The sequence below is a fragment of the Akkermansiaceae bacterium genome (assembly GCA_024233115.1).
Lineage (GTDB): Bacteria > Verrucomicrobiota > Verrucomicrobiia > Verrucomicrobiales > Akkermansiaceae > Oceaniferula.
Window position 1 is genome coordinate 1 of the sequence record JACKQB010000012.1, and the last position, 22,198, is coordinate 22,198.

Consider the following 22,198-nt stretch of genomic DNA (forward strand, 5'->3'; position numbering starts at 1 on the left):
TTATGTAATGCCATCACCACACCGACAAACCGCCCTCAACCATACCCGGCAAGGCTTCGCCCTCATCGCCACCGTTTCCGTCATGACTTTGCTGGCAATGATCTGCCTGGCGATGCTCAGTCTGACCGTGGTGGAGGAACGTTCCTCCGGAGGCATGCGCGACCAGGCACGTGCCCAGGCGAACGCCCGCATGGCCCTGATGATCGCGCTAGCCAACCTGCAGCGCGACGCCGGCCCCGACGACCGGGCCACCGCCACCTCCGGGCTTGCCGTCGGCTCGTCGTCCTCATCGTCCGGTATCAACCCGCATTGGACCGCGGTCTACCGCACCCGCCAGGAGGGACAGACGATGACCGTTGTTGACCGCCATGATTCCCCCGATTACCTGACCGACCTGCGCAACAAGGAGAGCGGACTGGTCGAGAACGATCTCTTCCTTTCCTGGCAAGTCAGCCACGTCCCCGGCACCCAGCCGGACCCCGATGCCGCCCTCGGGCAGGCGGATGCCATTGAACTCGTCGGTACGGGCAGCAGCCCGTCCAGCCGCTCGGTGACCGCCCCGCTGGTGGGCATTGAAAACAGCGCCGGAAAAGGAGGCTACGCCTACTGGGTGGGTGATGAGGGGGTGAAGGCCCGCCTCGATTTGCAGCGCGGCACCGCCCCACCCGCCGTTGGCTCCGATGACTATCTCGCCCAGTTTCTCAGGCCGTCCCGCGCCGTGCTCAGCAATGTTGCCAACGGCGCAGGTGAAAAGAGTTTCCCCGGTTACGACCAAGTCGATCCCGGCAACTGGGGAAAAGTGGCCAGTTACCGCGAGGCCTCACTGCTCGGCATGAGCGCCACCCCGGAGAAAGCCCGTGACGCCCTGCGTGACAACTATTTCTCCCTGACCGCATACCACGAGGGACTGCTGACCAATCCCGTGGAGGGCGGTTTTAAAAAAGACCTCGCTGCCTTCCTTGGCCAGCCGATGAATAAAACGCAAATCGCAGCGTCCGAGCCTGCGCGCAGGGACGGCATCCGGGGAGCGGACCCCATCATCCGTGGCACCAGACACAGTAAAACCAGCCCGCGCTACGACGCCCTGCGCCGCTATAACCTGACGCGGCACCTCGTCAGTAGCCAGTCGGCCTCATCCTCCGTTGCCACGCTCGACCCCATGGGCAGGCTTCCCGGCGACAGCGATCTCTCACTGACCGCAGCCCAGCGTGACCTCGGCTCCTACCAGTTGACCGAGATGGGCGGTGTGCTGCCGGACATCACCTCCGTGGACCGCCCGAACCTGCACCCTGTGCTGGCGGAGGCGACCATGGCGTTTGACTTTTCCTGTTACGAAACTTCCCAACCGGGTGCCAGCAGTCAGACATACGGCTTGCGCGGCCACCTTTACCCCGTTGCCAAGCTGTGGAACCCTTACAATGTTTCTTTGAAAACGCCCGAGTATATCCTCTTGATCCAATGCCTCGGCGACGGCCACAAGGGGTTCGGCTGGAACGGACCGCAGGCGATGCGGTTCTGGGCCGGTTACAGCACCAACTACCACGCGTTCATCCAATATTTCGGTGTCCACAATGCCGGCTATAGCAATACCAATGTCCCGGATTCATCCGATGACCGGCGCTTCTTCGGGTTTGTGGTCTCCTCCATGACCCTCGAGCCGGGCGAGACCGTCATCCTCTCACCCGACACCCAGCAAAGCACGGGCACCATCCACAGTCCGGGCATCCGGAGCGCATCACGTTATGATTTTGATTTTTCACAAAACCGCCTGTCGGCGACCGCCACCCCGGGAGCGGGCAGCTTCTACATGGATTTCACCAACCAGCCCGCCAGAAAAGACACCTCCTACGGGTTCGACGGCGACCTCTGGATCTGTGAAAGGGGCTCCGGCGAACAGGCCGTGCTCAAGGCCATCCCCAGTGGATCTGGCAACAACCTCACTTACAAAAACATCACCGGCAGTCGGGCGGACAATTACCCGACGGTCGCCTACGTCAACGTCAACCCCGGAGGGCTGTATTACGACATGAACGCCAACACCCACTGCTCGTTCAAAACCCTGGATCTCGGGGGACTCGGCGGCAGGCGCAGCGCCGCCCGTGCAGATGGTTCAGCCAACGGCCTGGGTGGAGGCAAGAGGTTGCGTGAATTTACGAAAACAGACATCGGCCCTCCGCCGAGGTTCTGGCGCTGGGGAAGCCGCCTGGCCTACTACGATGAATTCGGCCGCCCCGGCAACGGCGGACTGATGTCAGGCTTCAGCCTGGGCTCGAACTCCGAATACAGCACCATTTCCCACGCCAACGCCTGGAACCCACGCGCCGCGATGAGCCACTCCGGCTGGGCGACCCAGAATGCGACCTGGGGCATGTGGACGAACGGCCTCCACCATCAGCCGAAAGTCAGCCCCCTTCTCAACGGCTCGGAAGGGGAGGCCCCCTTCCTGTCAGGAAACGGGAATTACATTGCGAGCCCGCTCTCCATGAATGAAGGGCGCACATCGGAGCCGGCTCCGGACTCCAACATCGTACTCTTTGATGTCCCGCGCGGAAACGTTCCGCTGATTTCGCTTGCCGAATTGCGCCACGCCCAGCTTTCCTACCACCCGTGGCACCCGTGCTACGTGATCGGTCACGGGTTTGCCGACGGCAGGTCCCAGTCCAGTGCCACCATCGCCACCGACGGGGAGGCCTACACGATGTTCGGAAGCCCGCTGCTTACTCCGGAAAACGACCAGCGGTGGATCAAAAACGCCGCCGCCTCGATGCAGAACCGAAGAAACGACCTCTCAAGCTGGGGCTGGATGATCCAGGATACGGCTGTCTCCCAGGCCAGCCCGGCGGAAACAAACAGAGACCCCGGCATCAACGCCACGCAGTCCGTCCAGAGCAATGAAATCCTCGTCTACGACATCGCCTACGAGGCCAACCATGCACTCTGGGACAAGTATTACGTTTCCGGACTCGCCTTCAGTTCCTATGGCGCTCCCGAGTGGGATGAAGACGATTCCTACCAAGCCGGTGGCATCCACCCCAACCCGTCTGTTTTCGAGGCAACCACTGAGTTGGAAAACGGGATGAAGACATCGGGCTCCGACACCTTTGCCTACCACAAGGCAGGCCGCTACCTGAGCAACAAGGGGGCGTTCAACGTCAATTCCACCTCGGAGGACGCGTGGCGTGTGATGCTCAGCAGCATGCGCGGGCTCAAACGCTTCGGCGCGCTCGACGGCAAACAATCGAGTGACCAGGACGCACACCCCTTCAGCGGCCTGCTGTTCCCCGGTCTCAGCGAGGGCGGCAAAGCCGCCAGCAATACCGACAAGCAGGTGTTCGCCGGTTACCGTGATCTCACCGATGACGAAATCAACGCCCTCGCCACGCAGATCGTCAACCAGGTCAAGCTTCGCGGTCCCTTTCTCAGTCTCTCGGATTTTGTCAACAGGAGGCTGGTGGATATCAACGCGAGTTCCTCACCTTCTCTGAACAGCAAAGAGGGGACTGCACTGATGAGTGCCCTGGAGGCTGCCATCGAGCTCTCGGGCATCAACGACGGCCTGCACACCAACAACGGCAAGCACAAGGACAGCACCGACGACGCCCTGCCGGATGCCAGGGTGCTCTCTCACTGGGGTGACAAACGTCTGGTCCCCGAGTGGAAATCATCCGGGATGCCCGGTTATGTGTCCCAGGCAGGTGTGCTCCAGGCCATCGGCTCGTCACTGACCACCAGATCGGACACTTTTGTCATCCGTGCCTACGGCGAAGCCAGAAACAAGGACGGCACCAAGGTGCTCGCCCGCGCATGGTGCGAGGCCGTGGTGCAACGCACACCGGATTACTGCAACCCGGCGGACGACGCGCTCGAACCCATCCTCCTTCCCGGTAGCGACGACCCCTCGGACGTCACCCGGGTCCTCAACAGCAGCCTGTCCGGAGAATCGCAAAAATACGGACGCCGCTTCATCGTCACTGGTTTCCGCTGGCTCAACCCGAGTGAAATCTGATTCACCGCCCTGTCATTCACCACACCCGCCATGCGCCCCGAACTCACAAAAGCACTCGCCGCCGCAGTCTGCCTACTCAGTGCCTGCCCCGCCAGCGCTCAAGATTCCGCTGCCAAGGAAGACCAGAAAAACATCATCGTCCGGTTCATCCCCGTGGCCAAGTCCCCCCGTGTCATCATGACGGGAGTGGACGAGAACGCGGTGGGACGGATCGAGGATGAGGAGGCGATCCCTCCGTCCGATCTCAGGCTCGTCCACAGCAAGAACAAAAGCCAGCCCATCCCGCTGATGCTCAATGTCGCCACCCGGGACTACCTGGTGAAAAACCCGACCCTCACCATCGCCCAGGGTCCGCCCTCACCGGATGACTCCGGCACCGGGGACAAGGTGTTTTTCAGCGTCACCTTGCCCGCGGAGCAGGGGGTCTTCACCGTGCTTGTCGCCCGCAGGCCGGGTCAGAAAACCTGGACCCGCCCCGTGGTCACCGTCCTCCGGGACCCCGCCACCAAAGCATCTCCGGGACTCACACGGCTGGTGAACCTCAGCCCGGAAAACATCGGCATCACCGCCGGAAGCGGCAGGAAAATCATTCCACCGCTCAAACAAATCGGCTTTTCCCAGTTGGATAAATCCCTGGGCAATGCTATCATTTACGCCGAAAGAAACAAAAAATGGCACAAGATCCGCCCGGTGTCCGGGGTTACCCAGAAGGGCATGGTCCAGACCATCGTCTGCTACCGCGCCAGACCCGATCGACCAGACACCGCGGTCGTCACCTGCTTCCAACGCAACGAAGACTTTCCGGTTCTCAAGAATCGCGTCCTCACCATGGACAAGCAATCCCCGGCGTCACCCAGCGACGAAGCCGAAAACTAAACCCCGATTTCCCTTGTATTCAGTAACTGCGGACCATACCCATCGAATAGTTAGGTAACCACTCACATGAAACCCGACCCGACCAAAGCACAGCACCCCGCTGCAACGCCCACCGACCCGCAGCACATCGCGGACGACACGGAGGCCCGTTTCGCCTACCTGATGATGGAGAGCAGGGACGCGCTTTACCGCTACCTTTTCTCCCTGCACCCCGTCGCCGATGAAGTCGATGACCTGCTCCAGGAAACCGCCATGACCCTGTGGAAAAAAATCGGTGAATACGACAGCAGCCGCGACTTCCTGCCGTGGGCGCTGCGAGTGGCCTATTTCGAGGTGCTGCGCTGGCGCAAACATATGAGAAAACGCCGGTTTGTCCTCTCGGAGGAACTCGTCGAGCAACTCAGCGCCACCAGCCTCGCCACCCCCCAGGAGGAAATGGAGCGCGCCCGCCACCACGCCCTGCAGGACTGCCTCGCCAAACTCCCCGGCAAATACCGCCAGGTGGTTGAACAACGCTACCAGACCAAGGGCACGCTTAAGGACCTCGCCGCCAAACTCGGCATCACAAGCCACAGGATCTATCACCGCCTCGAATACGCCCGTGAAACTCTTGCGAGCTGCATCGAACGCAATCTCGCCGACCGTGGGTTCGAGTATAACCAAAAAGAAGTATGAACCGGGAATCACGCCGCACACTCGCCAGCCTGCTCTCATCCCTCGTCGAGGGCGACCTGGATGACGCTTCCATGCAAGGTCTTGAGGACATGCTGATGGACAACCCCAGCGCCCAAGCCTATTACCTTCATTACATCTCCGTTCACAGCATGCTCGAATGCCAAGGTGGACAGAACAGCCCTCTACGACTCGCCACCACCGACAGGCGGCCGTCGGCATCGGCGTCCGGCCACTCGAAATACTGGCTCGCGGCGGCCGCCTGCCTCACCATAGCCGCCACCTGGTTCACCGCCACCCATCTCCGCGCACCCCGGGAATCCAGCCTACCGGTGCCGATTTCCGCCACCCTGCACCAACCCGCTGAAACCGTCGCCGTCATCTGCGGGGCGGAAGACGCCCAGTGGAACATCCACAATATCCAGCCCGTTCCCGGCACCCGGCTTGGCCACGGTATCATCAACCTCACCCACGGGCGTATCCAGCTTGATTTCCCGGCCGGGGAAAAAGTCACGATCGCCGCACCGGCAACCTTTGACATCCAGCGGGAGAACATACTCTCGCTCCTGCAGGGACAACTCGTCGCCTCCGTCCCCGAGGCCGCACAGGGCTTCACCGTCATCACCCCCAACGGGGCGGTCGTTGACCTGGGCACCGAGTTCGCCGTCAACATCACACCGGACGGAGAAAACCGGGTCAAGGTCATCAAGGGCGCGGTCATGGCTTCCTCGACCAACGACGAAGGCATCACCACTTGGGAAAAAAAACTACACGTCGGCGAGGAAGTCAGCATCGAACGCAAAGCCCCGCTGAAGGAAACACACCTGCCGCACAACTACATCGAACCCCTGCCTAACAAAATCAGCCCGCTTCAACTCTCTCCGGGTTACCAGTCGGCGGTAAAAAAATCCCAACCCCTCAGCTACTGGACCTTCGACCGCCTCGAACAGGACTCCAGCATCGCCGACACCGTCGGCAACAACCCCCTGCAGTTAGGATGGTCAGCCGCCGTCGTCCAACACAAATACGGAGGCCACCTGCGCCTCGACCGTGAAAAGCACCCCGGCTACGCCACCCCAAAACAACGTATTCCCGGACTCAACACCCCGGCCGGATGCACCATAGAACTCTGGGCCTTCTCCAACCTGGTCAACCGGCAATCGCTGGCCTCCCTTTCCGACGACACCTCACCGCCCGCGGATATGCCAAGCCACGTCCTCCACTCGCCGCAGCTCCTCCTCATCGAACGCACCGGACGCTCCAGGTCCGAGATCGGCCACATCCACCCGGATTTCACCCTGCGTTCCGTTTACCGCTGGCCCACGGGATACCAGGGAGGCTCCAACACCTACTCCCACGAACCCTACCTCATCCACAAATGGCACCACATCACGGTGGTCAGGGACCAACAAACCTGCGGCATCTACATCGACGGCGTGCTTTCCTCCCAGCAGCAGATCCAGTTCACCCCGGACCAGGACGAATACACGTTCTTGCTGGGCAGACTGCATATTTTTAAAGACCATATAGACGACCGCCAGTGGTCCGGTGCCATCGACGAGGTTGCCATCTACGCCCGCGCCCTGGGTGCCGACGAAATCAGCACCCATTACCGCGCCGCCAAACCACGGACCATAGCCCCCTAGATCCCGTCACTTCTCCATCAAAAATGGTGGAAGCTGAGCGATCACTCGGCGGTCGGGTTACCGGCAAGAGCTTCGGCTCCGATGACCTGGAAGTTGTTGATCAGCGGGCTGGCGAGCGCCTTGTCGATGCGTAGGCGCACGGCGTCGCAGGCCGGGATGTTCAACTTCGCGGCGGAGGCGCGACCGGCGAGGATGATGCGCTTGTAACCGATCTTTTTGCCGGAGAACACCGGCTGCCACTTGCCGTCGACACGGCATTCAATGCTATAGCCGTCCACCCGCTGGCCAAGCGGAATGTATTCCTGGAGGATGAATCCGGCGGGCGTCAGGGTCTTGCCGAACTCGACTTCGAGGGTGGCGGTGGTGACGGCGTCGTCGGTGGCGAAATAGGTGTCGTCCTTACCGTCGGTGGCCATGGCTGCGGCGTATTGCGGGTCGTTGCCGCGATGGGCGGAGCCGCTGGTCTTCGCTCCGGGGAGGCGGGCGGGGTCGTTGCCGTGGAGCGCGTCCACCCAGGCCTTGAACTCCTTGAGTTTGGCCACCGCCTCATCATCGATCAGGCCGTCCTTGTTAGGTGCGAGGTTCATCAGCGGGGTGACGCCGTAGCCGGTGGAGGTAAGGTAGTAGTCCTGCATCCGGCGCACGCTGACGGCGGGCTCGCCGATGTGAAACCAGTTGCCCTGCAGGATGATGGACGGCTCGTTGGGATACCAGCTCATCACACCGTCGATTTCCCGGCGGTAGTTCTGGTCCGGGCCAATGCCACCGTGCCCCCCGGGCCAGGCGATGCAGCGGTCGGGCAGGGTTTTCACCAGCATCCCGGAGTCGTAGACAACCGCCTCGGGCTGCGTCTCCTTGATCATGCGACCGATCTTCGGATAGTCCATCTTGAGTTTGGCGGCGTTGAAGCCATCAAACCAATACTCGTCCACCCGGCCGTAGCGGGTGCTGAGCTCCTTGAGCTGGGCGTAGTAGTAGTCGCCGTAGGTCTTGTGCACGGGCGAGCCGGCTTTGTTGAAATGGTGGTCGATGATGGAGACGTAGAGGCCGAAATAGACACCGCCCTCGCGACAGGCTTCGGCGAGCTCCTTGACGATGTCGCCCTCACCATTTTTCCACGGCGAGGATTTCACCGAGTGGTCGGTGGTGTCGGTTCGCCAGTTGCAGAACCCGTCGTGGTGTTTGCTGGTCAGCACGATGCCCTTGAAGCCACCGGCTTTTGCCGCGGCAACCCACTGGCGGGCGTCGAACTTGACGGGGTTGAATTTTTTGGGGTCCTCCTTGCCGTTGCCCATGTGGTTGCTGCTCGGATAAAAGGTCTTCATGCCGAAGTGGGCGAACATGATGTATTCGGCGCGATGCCAGCGCAGTTGCGCGGGGTTGGGCACGGGCAGGAACGGCGCGGGCGGCTCCACCGCGACAGCGGATGTGGCGAGGACCGCACCAAGGACAAAACAACGGGTGATGGATGTCATGGTCATGGCTTGAACCCTGACGCGAATTGCCGGCCTTTGCAAGCGCTTCATCCATTTGTGTGATGCGGGGTGCAGAATGAATCGTGGCAGCCCGCCCCGCCATGACCAGCCTCCAAACGGACTGATCTTGCCCGTCAACGAATAGGTATTACCACTCAAAATCCAGCCGGATGAACTTTGTCTCAAAGCGGTTGATGTGGATTTCGCCGGTCAGCTTCTTGATGTCTTCCTCCAGCACGTTCACTTCTGTTGCCGCACTCGCTCCCGTTTGCCGGAGGAGTGCCTGGATATCCAAATGGGTGTGATGCGCCCCCTCCACCTCCCTGACATGCAGGATGACACCCTGGCGATCCAGCGAGGGGCTGGCGTTGACCAAAAGCAGGTTGGGAGCCGTTAAACCGACCAGGGATCGGGAGCGGGCGGTGGATTCCCCAGCCTTCGAGGACGGCCAGAGCACCCGGGCCTGCAGCGGCACCCTGTCGCCCCATCCGAAGCGGGTCGACCAGGCGTTGCCGGCATTGTTGGTAGAGCCGATGGAATAGGACCAGCGCAACTCCCCTTCTTGTTTGGCTTTGAAATTGGTGACCCAGTAATTGTTCAGCACCCATGAGTAGATGTGGTTGGTCCTGGGTTTCAATCGGTAGTAGTAGCGGCCGATGTTCAGGTCCCCGAATTGCACCAGCGGCATGTCCTTGCTGGTGAATATAATCTGCGCGTCCGGGTTCTTGACGGCGGCAAAGTTCTGGATGGCATTCCAGTCGCTGGAACTCCCCTCCAACTGGTTCACCCCCGGCGAGACCAGACCGCCCTGGGCCTCGTAAAACAATTTCCCCTGATCTAACTGAAATGGGAAAGTCACATAGACTCCTTCCGGACTGATCACCGGGAGCTTGAACATGCGGTAATGGAACTCGATTTTCTTTTCATGATGGAAGAGCCTGATTTCCAGATCCACCCCACGTTCATCGGCACAAACAGGCAGGGCTCCGTTGAGAAACAGACTTTGATAGATGGCGCCGTTCTCCTGTTTCAGCACCTTGACCCGACTGAGCACGCTGCGTTTCAAATTCAACGGTTTATACCGGGTGTCGCGGTTGCTGGCGGTGAGTCTTTCCAGTTCATGACGGTTGGCCAATTGCTCGTAGATCACCTGCCCGAGTGTGTATGAGTCCTGTTGGTCGATGAGTTCCTTTTGCAGTTCTTTATCGACAAGGGAAGTGACCACCCCCTTGGCGGGGTCCACCTTGAGGGCGTAGTATTTGTTTTCAAACACAGAGGGACCGGGTTTTGCTTTCCCCGCCAGGGAGGGATTTTTTTCTCCGGCGTGAATCAAAAAGGTTTTGTAACCCATCGCAGGAACATCCTCCACCCAGAGCCGGTAATACGCGCCCTCCTGCCGCCGCTCGTATTCGCGCACCTCGATGGCTTTCCCTTGTTCATCCTTGATCACAAAGTCATGGCCTTCGGGTAGGATGCCGTTTTCGATAAACACCTCCACGACGCCCGACCTCTGCCAGTTCAGTGTGTTGGCCACCAGGATACTGGGGAGCTTGGAGGCTTTGACCTGCGTTTGGAAAAGTGTCCAGGCCTGCTCTTTGAGGGCCGCTGATTTTTTCCAGGCATCCCACACATAGGAGGACTTGACCCCCCACTGGTTGATGGTGTTGTGGGCCCCCGGGTCCGTCACACTTTCGGCGGCACCGAAGGTGTGTTCGTCATAAAACAGGAGGTCGTCAAATACCTCTGTGATTTTGTCATTGGTGTCGGCGGGTAAATCCGCACCCAGCATTCTGGCCATGGACAGCAAGGCGGTATTGGCGGCGATGTCCACATGGATGTCTCGCGCCACCTGGGTTTCCTTGGCCGCCGACGCCACACCGTCGGTCCACCAATCCGGCCAGGCCACTTGTTTCTCCTCGATCTCATCGCCATGGTTTTCATCAATGAAGATCATAAAATCCCGTGCCAGCGAGGAGCGTAACTTCGGCCATTCGTATTTCTCATTCCATGCCCGGATGATTTTGCAAACTTCCACACTGGGCGGCGAGTTGTCTGTGACGTATCCGGAAAACTGAAGCGACACCTTGTTGTAGGGATACCCCTTGCTGTCGAGCCCGCTCAAGTAGGCGGAGAGGTTGTCGCGAAACACCTCCTGCTGTCCGGTGTGCACCCCCAGGGTATTGGCGTATTGATAATGCTCGGAGCGATAGGCCAACAGGCGGTTTCCGGCCGGGGACTTCCACCAGAAGCTGGTGGGTTTATCGAAGGGTTTACGCGCCCTGTGCGCATGAATCCCCATGCTGAGGTATTTCACATCGGTGTGCTGAAAATAATCCACCAGACACCAGGCGATGCCGTTGACATCGTTCTGCATGGCCGTGGTGACTTTCACCCCGGCATTTTTCAGCATCCTGAGGGTCTTGGTTTGCGCCGCCAGCGCCGACTCGTCGATCAGTTCCGAAAAATTAAAAAACATTCCGGTGGCCTCCATCCTGCCCTCTTGCAAGCGCTTCAACAGTCGGTCGATTTGTGCCTGGGGCCTGCTTTTCAAATACTCACGCACCGACCAACTGGTCTCGCAGGTCCATCTGAATTTCGAGGCATCGGGGTAATCGTCCGTTAGATCGCAGTAGTCCAGGGCATGGTCGATGTAGCGGAGGTGCTCCGCCAGGATTTCAGGCTGGGGTCGTGTGTAGCCGATGTCGGTGTGGGTATGCTGCACCAGATAGATCTCCCACTCCTTCACCGGGGACAATTGAAAGGTCTTTTCGATCGGGGCTCCTTTTCCGATGTGAAAAGAAGCGGTCATCTCGGTCGGACTGGTCACCTTGGGCAGGGTGAAATCCACCCTGTTTGCGCCGAAGTTCAGCAGCATCTTTTGTGACTTGTCGCCAATCCGGATCTCCAGCTCTTCCTGTTTCCCCAGGTGGACCATATCGATGGCGATGGCATGCATCGGAGCGCTTTCCCCCTTCAACACCACCGGGTGCTGTTTGATTTGGATACTTTCCTCAATGGACGCTTGATAGAGGATGAACCATGCGCTGTTTTCATCGGCCTCGGCTTCGATTTTGAGTCTGACCGGCATGCCTTTCTTAATCAATGAAGCGGGCAACTTCAGGTGCATAAACCCCATTTCGTCCTTATGCTTGTCCAGCGCGGTGATGTTAAAACTAAGCTCGGCCCCACCATCTCCGGCCAGGGTTTTGATTCCCGTCCGGCTGGTTTTGTCGCTTTGAAAAGAAAATATTCTCTTGCCGTTGGCTGAAAGGTGGAAACGCGCCGGTGTCCCGGTCACATCCATGGCAAAGGCCATGATGAAGTCCACCTCATCACGCGGATCGTTTTCCGGAACGCTTTCTGTTTCCCACTCGATGGCTTGGTAATCCGCCTCCCCCCTCACCAGCAGCGAGGCCGACACACCGGGCAGGGGCGATTGATAGCTGAATCGTTTACCGCTGATTTCCTTATGATACCCCTGGTAATACTTCGGAGCCTGTTCCTGGGCCTGTAGCTGAAGGCCCAGAAAGAGGATGCTTATCAACACTCCAAATCCCAGCCTGCCAGATACTGCCTTGCTGCTTTTGTTGTTAGATTGGACAGACACTGGAGCAACTGTGATTTGACGCCGATGACCGGACGTATTGCAATTAGTTTTTGACGTAAACCACCTTGGTGGCAAAGAAGGTGATTTCCTTGGTCGGGGTACCCGGACCTGCGCAAGCACCGTTCTCTTTTTTGTCGTGCTCCTTGTCCTTCTTGTCCCCCTCGTCATTGCAGGTGTCGATGATGCGGGCGACTGCGTAACCGTGCAGGATCACCTTTTGGCCGGCGGCTTTGGTATCGAACTTGAAGGCGTCATCCTTGGCACGCACGAGGGTGAAGAGGTCGCCTTTTTTATACTCGCCATCGGCGACCCACATTTTGCAACCGCTTTTGCAGGCTCCGATGATGCGGGAACTAAGGACGATTTCCTTTTTCTTCACTTGCTCGATCTGCCCGGCAAGTTCAGCGAGGGTGTAGGGGTTGTCAATGGAGCCCTTGTCATTGCCGGCATCTGCCGTAGGGGTGAGTGCGATCACTGCGGGCAGGACCAACAGCGCGATGGATTGTATTAACTTTCTTTTCATAGTGGATATTGTGGTTAGTGGGTGGATGGGAAAAAGGAAAAAAGGAAAAAAGGATGAGCTTCAGAAGCGAGCCCGCTTGCGAATCTGGAAATACATGTAGATGCCGGTCACGGAGAGGGTCACGAGCATGCCGCCGAGAACATCGTAGAGGATGCGACCCCAGATGCCGCCGAAAAACGAGCCGTTATGCAGGTCGATGATCACCCACATGACAGGAACACTACTGGCCTCCTCGGGAAAGATATCGCCAAGCCCCTGGGCATCGCGTGTCTGGTCGAGGCGCTCCTGGTACTTGCCTGGTAACACGGCGGTGGGAACCCGTGACTCCTTCAGGAAATCGAAGTCGTGGTGGTGGTTGTAAAGAATGCCCGTCACCCCGATAATCAGGAGAAGACAACTGGAGACGAGGCTCAGGATCTTGAAATACCCCAGGCAATACATGTGGACTTTCCTCCAGTTTCTCATGATGGTAGTAGATGATCGGTCACATTGAATACGCCTGCATAAGGCTGATCTATCTTCATCTGCAACTCAATTTCCAGAGACAGTGCCCTGATAAAGAATCCTGGCATGGGAGTCAATCCCATTCCCTCTTCCCCGGTGTCCTGATGAAGGTCTGTCGGCGTATGCATCGTCTGTTAGTTTCCACTGATGACCACGGAGGCCGGTGTGAGGTCCGGGGATGTGGCCCTGAGGGTGAAGGCGCCCTTGCCGCCGGGCTTGGATTTGACGATAACGAGCGCCAGGCCGTTGAAGGCTTTGCGCCGGGTGGCCTGGAAGGGCTCGAAACTGGTCGGGTCGCCATTGTCCACGGCAACGATCTCGCCGGGGCCTTCGATGGAAAATTGGATCGGGTTGTGTGTGCGCGGCACGGTGGCTCCGTCCTTGTCGGTGATGCGGACGGTGACGAACGAGAGGTCGGTGCCGTCCGCGCGGATCGTGTCGCGGTCCGCCTTCATCGCGAGGGCGGAGGCTTCCCCTGTCGTTCTAACGATTTTTTCCGTCCACGGCTTACCTTGTTTGTAGGCGACGAGTTTAAGCTCACCGGGTTCGTATTTCACCTGATCCCAGACGAGGCGGAAGTCCTTGCCGGCGGTCTTTTTCCTGCGGCCTTGTGATTTTCCGTTGAGGAAAAGCTCGGCCTCGTCGCCGGAGGTGTAGACGTGAACCGGCGTGACCTTGCCCACGCGTTCCGGCCAGTTCCAGTGTGGCAGGATGTGGGCCATGGGCAGCTCCGGCCTCCAGTGGGCCTGGTAGATGTAGTAGCGGTCCTTCGGGAATCCCGCCAGGTCGATGATACCAAAGTAACTGCTGCGTGAGGGGGGCGTGTTTCGGGCCATCGCGGCGAGTTCCTTTTCAAGCTGCGCGCGTTTTTCCGGGTCTTTACGGAAGTTGAGAAGCTGGGTGTTGTCGCCGGACAGGTAGGGTGTGGGCTCGCCAAGGTAGTCGAATCCCGTCCAGACGAACTCGCCTAACAGGTGAGGCCAGCGGGCGTTCATCTGGAACTGGCGGTCGGGGGTGCAACCCCAGCCTGGGTGGTCGACGTCGTAGGAGCTGACGTGCCAGTTTTTGCGATGGGTGCCAAAGAAATACTCGCCGCGGCTGCTGACACAGGAGGATGTCTCGCTGCCCATGGTGGGCATGTTTTTGTAGCGCGGGTCGCTGTCCCATTTGTCCTGCTGGTTGAAGAAGTAGTTCACGCCCATGATGTCGAGCCCCTGCACGGCACCGGATGCGCGTCCGCCGTTGGGGTTGTTGTAGCCATTGGAAACCGGCCGGGTGGGATCGGCCTTGCGCATGATGTCGGCGAGGTGTTTGGTCATCTTGACATTCGTCTGCTCCATGACCTCGTTACCGATGCTCCAGATGAAAACCGAAGGGTGGTTGCGGTCGCGGCGGACCAGGGCGAGAAGGTCCTTTTCATGCCACTCCTTGTAAAGTTTGTTGTAGTCGTTGGCGCGTTTCCCCCTGGCCCAGCAGTCGAACGCCTCGTCCCAGACCAACAGGCCCATGCGGTCGCAGAGATCTAACAATTCCGGTGCGGGCGGGTTGTGTGAGGTGCGGATGGCGTTGCAGCCCATTTCCTTGAGGATTTCCAACTGGCGCTCCAGTGCCCGTTCGTTGAGGGCGGCACCGAGTGCCCCGAGGTCGTGGTGATTGCAGACGCCCTTGATTTCCATCCGTTCACCGTTGAGCAGAAATCCGTCGCGCGCGGTGAACTTGAGGGTGCGGAAGCCGAAGGGGGTGTCGTAAACGTCCAGCGTTTTGTCACCGGCCGTGATGGTGGTGCGGGCGAGGTAGGGGTGGGGATTTTCCAGACTCCATAAACGGGGGGCGGGAACCTCAAGGTGCTGGGTGAGCGTGGTGCTGCCCAGGGCGGGGATGGTGATGCCCTTGGACCTTACCCGGGCCAGGCTTCCGGATTCGGCTCCGGCATCCAACAGCTCCGTGGTCACGGTCACGGCGGTGGTGTCGCCGCCCTGGTTATCGAGTGTGAGCTCGAGCTTGACGCTGCCTTTTTCCGGGGTGATTTCCGGGGTTGTCAGGTAGCTGCCCCAGTGGCCGACGTGGACCGGCTGGGTTTTGACGAGCCAGACATGGCGGTAGATGCCGGCGCCCGGATACCAGCGGGAGTCCCAGTTCTCGGTGTCAAGGCGAACCGCGATCACGTTGTCACCGCCGAACTTGATGTGAGGTGTTAGATCCATGCGGAACGAGCTGTAACCATAAGGCCAGGTGCCTGCATAGTGGCCGTTGCAATAGACCTTGGCGTGGGCCATGGCGCCGTCGAAGTCGATGAATATCTGTTTCCCCTTGTCTCCGGCGGGGATAGTGAAGTGTTTGCGGTACCAGCCGATGCCGCGCCACGGGAGCTTGCCGGTCGAGCCCTCAAGCTCCAGGCGGAACGGCCCCTCGATCCCCCAGTCATGCGGCAGGCTGAGTTTCCGCCATGGGCTGTCGGGAAAATGGACGGCGGACGGGCCATCTGCGGCGGGCCGTGGTTTGTTGGTGATCGGTTTGCCGTTGCCACCTGTGAGTGCTATTTCCCGGATGCTTACCCACTGGCCGCCCTCCACACGGGTGGTCCGGATGCGGAGGAGTTTTTGCATGCTGTTAAGCGCGATGACAGTGGGGTTGGCGTTGTTAGTCTGGCTGTGGTCCGCCAGCGTCTTCCACTGGGCGCCATCGTCGCTGCCCTCGATGACGTAGCCATACGGCAGTTTGCTTTTCTTCCAGTTGGCGGTCACATCCCACTGGATGCGGACTTCCCTGAGTTGCTGCTTTTTTCCAAAATCCAGCGTCAGCCATTGGCTGGCTTTGGCATCGGACGCACACCAGCGGGTGTCGGGGTTGCCGTCCATGGCATGACCGACGGGATGGGTGCGGCCCGGCGCCAACTCCTCGGATGACGCGGTCAGCCGGATCGTCGATCCGGTGGATGCCCCGGGTTCGGCAAGGCGGGTGCCGTCCGGCTGCAGGCCAAATCGAGCGAAACGCCAGTCGGCATCGAAGTTTTCACGGCTGCGCGGCTCCGCCTGGACGGTGAGACATGTGGCGAGGGCGAGAACGAGAGGGGATTTTGTGATCGAAAAACACACAGTGGCCAGCTTCATGGCTGCATATTCATGGAATGGCATGCGATGTCCAGAGGGAAAGTGGAAACGTGACTAGGGATTGTCCATCCAAGGCTTGCTAGGCCGGTCGACTTGGACATGCTTCCGCGACGGTGCGGTGTAAGCGGGATGTGATAATACCAACATTCCAAACTTGACCTGCGTGGCTAATCTCAAGAGAACCTATCCAGTCGCATCCATCGACCAGGCTCACCAACTCTTTTTTTCCTCCACGCCACCCTAATCGATTTAAGATGAATCCCCCGCACCCGGACCGCCCTCCCACCATGGAAAAGGAAACTGAATCTGGAAAAGCCGCGCGCCTGCAATGGTGGACCGATGCACGGCTCGGTATGTTCATCCACTGGGGACTCTACTCCATGGCCGCCCGCCATGAGTGGGTCAAACGCTACGAACGCATGAGCGACGAGGACTACCGGAAATATTTCGACCTCTTCGAGCCGGACCTCTATGACCCGCGTGAGTGGGCGCGGCTCGCCAGGGCCGCAGGGATGAAGTATGCTGTCATCACCGCCAAACACCACGAGGGCTTCTGCCTCTGGGACTCCCGGTTCACCGATTACAAGGCGACGCGCACCGCCTGCGGCCGGGACCTGTTAGCCGAGTGGCTGGACGCCTTCCGCGCCGAGGGACTACGGGTCGGCGTTTACTACTCGTTGCTCGATTGGCACCACCCGCACTACCCGATCGACCGCAACCACCCACAGAGCGCGGACAGCGACGAAGGCTACGCCACGCTTAACCAGGGGCGCGAGCTGAAGATCTATCAGCAGTATATGAAAGACCAGATCCGCGAGCTGCTCACCGGCTACGGCGGGATCGACCTCATCTGGATGGACTATTCCTTTCCCTCGGGAAAACACGGCAAGGGCCACGCCGACTGGGATTCGGAGAACCTGCTGGCCATGGTCCGGGAACTCCAGCCCGGTATCATCGTCAACGACCGGCTCGATCTGTTGGACGTGGAGGGCGGCGGGGACTTCACCACCCCGGAGCAATACAAGGTTTCCAAATGGCCGGAGCGCAACGGCAAGCGACTGGCGTGGGAAACCTGCCAGACCTTCTCGGGTTCATGGGGATACCACCGCGACGAGATGTCCTGGAAGACGCCGCGGCAACTGCTCGTCCTCCTCATCGAGTCGGTCAGCAAGGGGGGCAACCTGCTGCTCAACGTGGGGCCGACGGCGCGCGGCACCATCGACGCCCGCGCCACCGCCAGCCTGGACGCCATCGGCGCCTGGATGAGGTTCAACCAGCGCGCCATCTACGGCTGCACCCAGGCGCCGGACACATTCAGCACACCGCCGCAGACGCTGCTCACCTGGCACCCCGGCACCCGCCGGATGTATGTCCACTTGCTCGACTACCCCATGGGCCACCTCCTGCTGCCGGGTTTCGGCGGCAAGGTCAGCTACGCCCAGTTCCTGCACGACGGCTCCGAAATCCGGGAAGGCACCCCGCCGGCCAACGTCACTTACAACGAGGAGCTGGCCGACTCCGACCTGTGCCTCGTGCTGCCCGTGGTCCAGCCCGATGTGGAAATCCCCGTCATCGAACTCTATCTGAACGACTGATCACCGCCGCGAAGGATAAAAACATGTTAGATGCGCATCTCCATACCGAGATCGACGGCTTGAACACCCCCTTTTCCTATCCCAGCCCCTTCGCTTTCGCGCGTATCGCCCTGAGGCACGTCAAGGTTTGATGGAAAACCGGTGAACCATCGTATGGCTGTATGTCTCCCCTGGCTTTAGGATGGTATTGGGAAAAGCAGGTTGGTTCGGGGAGTCCGGGTAGTGTTGGGTTTCCAGACAGAGTCCCGTTCTGTGCTGATAGCTCACGCCGGATTTTCCGGTGATGGTGCCATCGAGGAAATTGCCTCCATAGAATTGAATGCCAGGCTGGTCGGTCAGGATTTCCATGACCCGACCGGAACTTGGATCGCGCAGAGTGGCGGCGAGTCTTACGCCTTCACCTTTTCTGAGCACCCAGCAGTGGTCATAACCGCCACCGAGTTTCAACGCTTCGGTGTCTTCGTTCACGCGTTTGCCGATGGCTGTCGGAGCGGTGAAATCCATCGGTGTGCCCGCTACTGGAGCAATATCTCCGGTTGGGATCAGACCTGCGTTGGTCGGCAGGAAATGATCGGCTTCAAGCTTGAGGATGTGATTATTGATCGTATTGTTAGGGTCGCCGGTCAGGTTCCAGTAGGAGTGATGCACGATGTTGACCGGGGTCGCCTTATCGGTGGTGGCGGATGCCTGCCAAATCAGCTCGTTGTTTTCGGTGAGCCAGTAAGCGACAGTTACCTTGAGCGTCCCAGGGTATCCCTCTTCGCCATCCTTGGAGGTGTAGCTGAGCGACACCCCTTGAGCACCATCCTTGCTAACAGCCTCCCCTTTCCAGACCACTTTGTCGAACCCGACCTTACCGCCGTGCAGCGCGCAGGGAATGCCGCCGGGGTCGTTGTTGGTGGCAAGGGTGTAGTCCTTACCATCCAGACTGAACTTCCCGTGGGCGATGCGGTTGCCGTAGCGGCCTACCGTTGAGCCGAGGTAGGAGGTGTTGCTTTGCCATCCTTCCAGGGTATCGTATCCTAGGGTCACGTCGGCAGGTTTCCCGTCTTTGTCGGGCACTTCGAGGGAAACGAGAATGGCACCATACTCGGAGATACGCGCCTTCATGCCCTTGGTGTTTGTCAGGGTGTAGATTTTGACCTCCTGGCCATCGATGTTTCCGTACGATGCGACCTCGCTGCCAGCCGTCCGGGCATTTTCCTGGTCGTTTTCCGTGGACGGGGTGTCTTTCGAACAGGCCGCGAGTCCGGCAAAGAGTGAGACGGTCAGAGCCGTTTGGATAACTTGTTTCATAGTCGTGGATGTTGGATGTTGCGTCTTTGATCTACTTGGCTTTTTTGTTAGCCTTGCGGATGGTGGCCTTGATCAGTTCGATTTCGGCGGGGTCGAAGGGGGTGCCGTCCTGGCGGTAGATGTCGTGGAACCACACTTTCGGTTCGGGAGTTTTCCCGGGCTTTTCCCAGGTGTCCCAGCCGTAGATCGTGTTGGTTTTGCCGGCGACAAACCCCCAGTTCACGGCGGCGACGTTTTCCTTTTGCAGGATCGGCAGGCAGTCTTTGAAGGTGCTGCGCGGGCGCCCCATGTATTCGGTGCAGATGATCGGGCGGCCGAGTTTTTTCAACTGATTGATCTCCTTTTGCAGTGACTCAGGCGTCTTGTAGTTGTGGAAGGAGGTGACGTCCGCCCAGTTTTCCGCCGCCTCACGGCCGAGATTTCCTGACCAGGTGCAGGTGGTGACTGGCTGTGACAGACCGACCTCACGAGCCCAGATGTAAACATCGCGCAGCAGTGGCTTGTAGGGGTTGATTTTCTCTGCCTTGCCGGTGTGACCGTGGATGTCCTCGCGGAAATTGGGTCGGTTGCCGGGTTCATTGTAAAGGTCCCAGATGATGACACGCTGGTCGTCTTTGAACTTGGTGAGCACCGCCTTGACGTAGGTTTCGAGGCGTTTGCGGATCGATGCATCCTTGGTGTATTGCTTGAGCACCTTGAGTCCCGGGCTTTCGAGCCAGCCTGAGTTGTGCACTCCGGGCAGCGGCTCGGGCTGCTTGCCGACTTTAGGGTCGTCGAGCCAGCAGTCGTCAAAGATGACCAGCATCACCTTGATCTCATGTTTGTCGGCCAGCGCGAGAAATTGGTCCACGCGGTCGAGGAAGCCTTTGGGGTCGGCCTGGTAGGCGAGGTCGTGCAGATACACCCGGATGAAGTTAAACCCGAGATCGTGCGCCATTTTCAGCTCCTTGTCGTTGGTTTTTTCATCCCAGGTGTCGGCCTGGAACATCTCCAGCTGATTGATGGCGTTGCTGGGGATGAAGTTGCAGCCGACCAGCCACGGGTATTGGTCATACCATTGCTGCGCCTGCTCTTTCGACCATCGGTTGGTCGCGGGTGTGGTCTCAGCGTGCGCGCTGGCGATGATGCCTGTCAGGCCGAGGGAGAGGATGATGCGGGAGATGTTCTTTTTCATACGAGTATTCGAGCCACAACTTGAAGTGAATCATTCGTATGTCAAGTTTGAGTCAATACAGAAGGCAAAACCTCATCGCGAGGAAACCACTGGTTGCCACCGGTGCCGCCTAGATCCAGGGAACACCGGAGCACCTGGTCAATGCGCTGAAAAAGCTCACAGCGGACAACCTTTCCAATCTTACACCGCACCCGTTCCCCGTGTTTATGGACTACCCACACCCACCGATGTGAGTGTGGCTCAAGGCGTTCCGCCAGATGGAACAAAACTGATGCTGAACGGGGCTTGGTTACTTCACTTCGATCACGAAGGGTTTCATGGTTGTATCGCCCATGGGACGCGACCAGATGAGTTCAAAACCTTCCCACAGCTTCCCTTTGTCGCTCTTCCCCGGGTTTTTAAATGTGAATGCTCCCTTTTTATCGAGCGTTTCAAAAATCAGCTTCTTACCCTCTTGGCCGTCCATATCGGACTCCAATTTGCGGATACCCCCTTTGGCGTTTTCCTCTGATAGGATTTCGACTTCCTCGTAGGTCTTGAGCATCACGCGTTTGCCGTCCTTCGCTCGGATGAACCTCACCCTGTCTTTACGCATTCGGGTCTTTGCCTTTTTTTCGTCCGTGTAGATGCTGGGGTACATCGAAGGAAACCTGACCTTGTAGGCGAAGAACACCTTGGTGCCCTTGACGTCTCCTTTATCCAGAACTTTACCGTCTAGAATAATTCGGCTGCGATCATACTTCACCGTCACCTCCACCTTCGTCCCGTCTGGGGTCTCGGCTGTAAATTTAACATCTTCGTGATCCAACCCCGCCTTCAAAGATGTCGCAAAACCTTCGTCCTCCTTGAAGCTCCTGTAGTAGGTATTCCCTTGGTCATTCTCAATCATTACCTGGGGAAGAACTCGAATGATCCGTGTATGGCTTACGCGTTGTTTATTTCTGTCCATCAAGATGAGCTCCATTTGCCCCTCATCGTTAATTCCAAACTCGTAGCCTCGCTCTTGATGCCCGGAGAAGATTCCCGTCCACGGGGTCTCGCTCAGACTGGGCAGTCGTTGGGCTTGAAGTGTCGGACCAAGCAAGATGGCTCCTGCATAGACACAACTGCCCGCAATCCTAACAAGGTGAGTTTTCATCCCACTTTTATTCATCATGGGCGTCAGCATAATAAAGCAATCGGCTGCTGTCCATGCTGGAAATAGGGCTTCCTGAAAAAGTCGCTCATGCGGGGAATTGATATTTCCGGATCAAGGGAGGGAACGCTAGATGCTCAGCGTTTGGGTTGTGGGATGCGCCTACGCTGCGTGTGCAAAATAGAACGGAAATAGAAATAAAAGGCCTGTCCTGAATGGAGCGAACTTAAGGCCAATTTCGTTCCAAAAAGTTAGACGAAAAGCTGGCCGGTGTACGGTTATAGAGTGTGAAAAAACAACAGTTCCTGACCAACTTTCCGCTCACCGTTTTTGCCACAGCCAGACGACGCCTGCAAGCAGAGATACGCACTCGCAGAGAACGTATTCTTACCGATTCCATCAGCGGCTATGCCCTTCTTTTCGGGCACGTGATTTCAGCGGGTTTTCTGCGTGGGATAGACCCCACCAAAAGGCAGCGCGGCTTCGGCCACATCCCTGTTTTCTGGGCATGGCTTGCACAGATCCTTGAAACGAATGCTTCCTGCAACAAAGCCGTGGGCCTGATCCAAGGCTGGTGCC

The 22,198-nt window shown here is 58.6% G+C and carries 15 protein-coding genes; 6 read left to right on the forward strand and 9 right to left on the reverse strand.

Translation table 11 applies throughout. The features are described from left to right. Nucleotides 1–7 precede the first annotated feature (7 nt). The 4 genes from H7A51_20000 (at nt 8) to H7A51_20015 (ending at nt 7,200) form a co-directional block, all read left to right on the forward strand. Nucleotides 8–4,006, forward strand: a complete 3,999-nt coding sequence (locus H7A51_20000; protein MCP5538499.1) for a hypothetical protein — start codon at nt 8–10, stop codon at nt 4,004–4,006. Between the two features lie 30 nt (nt 4,007–4,036). Then, nucleotides 4,037–4,882: a hypothetical protein gene (locus H7A51_20005; protein MCP5538500.1), complete on the forward strand. Its 846-nt coding sequence runs from the start codon at nt 4,037–4,039 to the stop codon at nt 4,880–4,882. A gap of 66 nt (nt 4,883–4,948) precedes the next feature. Further along, nucleotides 4,949–5,557 (forward strand): sigma-70 family RNA polymerase sigma factor, encoded by a 609-nt coding sequence (locus H7A51_20010; protein MCP5538501.1) that lies wholly within the window; start codon nt 4,949–4,951, stop codon nt 5,555–5,557. Further along, entirely contained in the window at nt 5,554–7,200 is a 1,647-nt protein-coding gene (locus H7A51_20015; GenBank protein ID MCP5538502.1) for a FecR domain-containing protein, read from the forward strand. The genes H7A51_20010 and H7A51_20015 overlap by 4 nt, the downstream gene beginning before the upstream one ends. A 41-nt stretch (nt 7,201–7,241) precedes the next feature. Here H7A51_20015 and H7A51_20020 read toward each other — a convergent pair whose 3' ends face one another. The 6 genes from H7A51_20020 to H7A51_20045 all read right to left on the reverse strand — a co-directional run bounded on the left by H7A51_20020 (nt 7,242) and on the right by H7A51_20045 (nt 15,915). Beyond that, the gene (locus H7A51_20020; GenBank protein MCP5538503.1) at nt 7,242–8,675 is read right to left on the reverse strand and encodes an alpha-L-fucosidase; all 1,434 of its coding nucleotides are present in this window, start codon (nt 8,673–8,675) and stop codon (nt 7,242–7,244) included. A gap of 148 nt (nt 8,676–8,823) precedes the next feature. Continuing rightward, the gene (locus H7A51_20025; protein MCP5538504.1) at nt 8,824–12,282 is read right to left on the reverse strand and encodes a hypothetical protein; all 3,459 of its coding nucleotides are present in this window, start codon (nt 12,280–12,282) and stop codon (nt 8,824–8,826) included. 43 nt (nt 12,283–12,325) lie between these two features. Beyond that, a complete protein-coding gene (locus H7A51_20030; protein ID MCP5538505.1) occupies nt 12,326–12,805 on the reverse strand; it encodes a hypothetical protein in 480 nt (159 codons plus the stop codon). Between the two features lie 60 nt (nt 12,806–12,865). Continuing rightward, a complete protein-coding gene (locus H7A51_20035; protein ID MCP5538506.1) occupies nt 12,866–13,270 on the reverse strand; it encodes a PepSY domain-containing protein in 405 nt (134 codons plus the stop codon). After that, the gene (locus H7A51_20040) at nt 13,267–13,437 is read right to left on the reverse strand and encodes a hypothetical protein (protein MCP5538507.1); all 171 of its coding nucleotides are present in this window, start codon (nt 13,435–13,437) and stop codon (nt 13,267–13,269) included. The genes H7A51_20035 and H7A51_20040 overlap by 4 nt, the downstream gene beginning before the upstream one ends. Before the next feature lie 6 nt (nt 13,438–13,443). Continuing rightward, nucleotides 13,444–15,915 carry a glycoside hydrolase family 2 protein gene (locus tag H7A51_20045; protein MCP5538508.1) on the reverse strand — a complete coding sequence of 824 codons (2,472 nt, stop codon included), beginning with the start codon at nt 15,913–15,915 and terminating at the stop codon, nt 13,444–13,446. 758 nt (nt 15,916–16,673) lie between these two features. Here H7A51_20045 and H7A51_20050 point away from each other — a divergent pair. Then, the gene (locus H7A51_20050; protein ID MCP5538509.1) at nt 16,674–18,014 is read left to right on the forward strand and encodes an alpha-L-fucosidase; all 1,341 of its coding nucleotides are present in this window, start codon (nt 16,674–16,676) and stop codon (nt 18,012–18,014) included. A 120-nt stretch (nt 18,015–18,134) separates the two neighbouring features. Here the strand turns inward: H7A51_20050 and H7A51_20055 are convergent, their stop codons facing one another. The 3 genes from H7A51_20055 to H7A51_20065 form a co-directional block, all read right to left on the reverse strand. After that, on the reverse strand, nt 18,135–19,310 hold the full coding sequence (locus H7A51_20055; protein MCP5538510.1) for a galactose mutarotase: 1,176 nt from the start codon (nt 19,308–19,310) through the stop codon (nt 18,135–18,137). Nucleotides 19,311–19,341: 31 nt separating this feature from the next. Then, on the reverse strand, nt 19,342–20,484 hold the full coding sequence (locus H7A51_20060) for a cellulase family glycosylhydrolase (protein MCP5538511.1): 1,143 nt from the start codon (nt 20,482–20,484) through the stop codon (nt 19,342–19,344). 289 nt (nt 20,485–20,773) lie between these two features. Beyond that, nucleotides 20,774–21,622 carry a hypothetical protein gene (locus tag H7A51_20065; GenBank protein ID MCP5538512.1) on the reverse strand — a complete coding sequence of 283 codons (849 nt, stop codon included), beginning with the start codon at nt 21,620–21,622 and terminating at the stop codon, nt 20,774–20,776. A gap of 284 nt (nt 21,623–21,906) precedes the next feature. Between H7A51_20065 and H7A51_20070 the strand changes: the two genes are divergently transcribed. After that, nucleotides 21,907–22,198 (forward strand): hypothetical protein (locus H7A51_20070; protein ID MCP5538513.1); only part of this gene is annotated, 292 nt, incomplete at its 3' end.

Coding starts and splice junctions, on each gene's coding strand:
- H7A51_20065 (MCP5538512.1), bottom strand. CDS start 21,622: ATGAAAACTCACCTTGTTAGGATTGCGGGCAGTTGTGTCTATGCAGGA.
- H7A51_20020 (MCP5538503.1), bottom strand. CDS start 8,675: ATGACATCCATCACCCGTTGTTTTGTCCTTGGTGCGGTCCTCGCCACA.
- H7A51_20055 (MCP5538510.1), bottom strand. CDS start 19,310: ATGAAACAAGTTATCCAAACGGCTCTGACCGTCTCACTCTTTGCCGGA.
- H7A51_20010 (MCP5538501.1), top strand. CDS start 4,949: ATGAAACCCGACCCGACCAAAGCACAGCACCCCGCTGCAACGCCCACC.
- H7A51_20060 (MCP5538511.1), bottom strand. CDS start 20,484: ATGAAAAAGAACATCTCCCGCATCATCCTCTCCCTCGGCCTGACAGGC.
- H7A51_20050 (MCP5538509.1), top strand. CDS start 16,674: ATGAATCCCCCGCACCCGGACCGCCCTCCCACCATGGAAAAGGAAACT.
- H7A51_20045 (MCP5538508.1), bottom strand. CDS start 15,915: ATGCAAAAACTCCTCCGCATCCGGACCACCCGTGTGGAGGGCGGCCAG.
- H7A51_20000 (MCP5538499.1), top strand. CDS start 8: ATGCCATCACCACACCGACAAACCGCCCTCAACCATACCCGGCAAGGC.
- H7A51_20035 (MCP5538506.1), bottom strand. CDS start 13,270: ATGAGAAACTGGAGGAAAGTCCACATGTATTGCCTGGGGTATTTCAAG.
- H7A51_20030 (MCP5538505.1), bottom strand. CDS start 12,805: ATGAAAAGAAAGTTAATACAATCCATCGCGCTGTTGGTCCTGCCCGCA.
- H7A51_20015 (MCP5538502.1), top strand. CDS start 5,554: ATGAACCGGGAATCACGCCGCACACTCGCCAGCCTGCTCTCATCCCTC.
- H7A51_20040 (MCP5538507.1), bottom strand. CDS start 13,437: ATGCATACGCCGACAGACCTTCATCAGGACACCGGGGAAGAGGGAATG.
- H7A51_20005 (MCP5538500.1), top strand. CDS start 4,037: ATGCGCCCCGAACTCACAAAAGCACTCGCCGCCGCAGTCTGCCTACTC.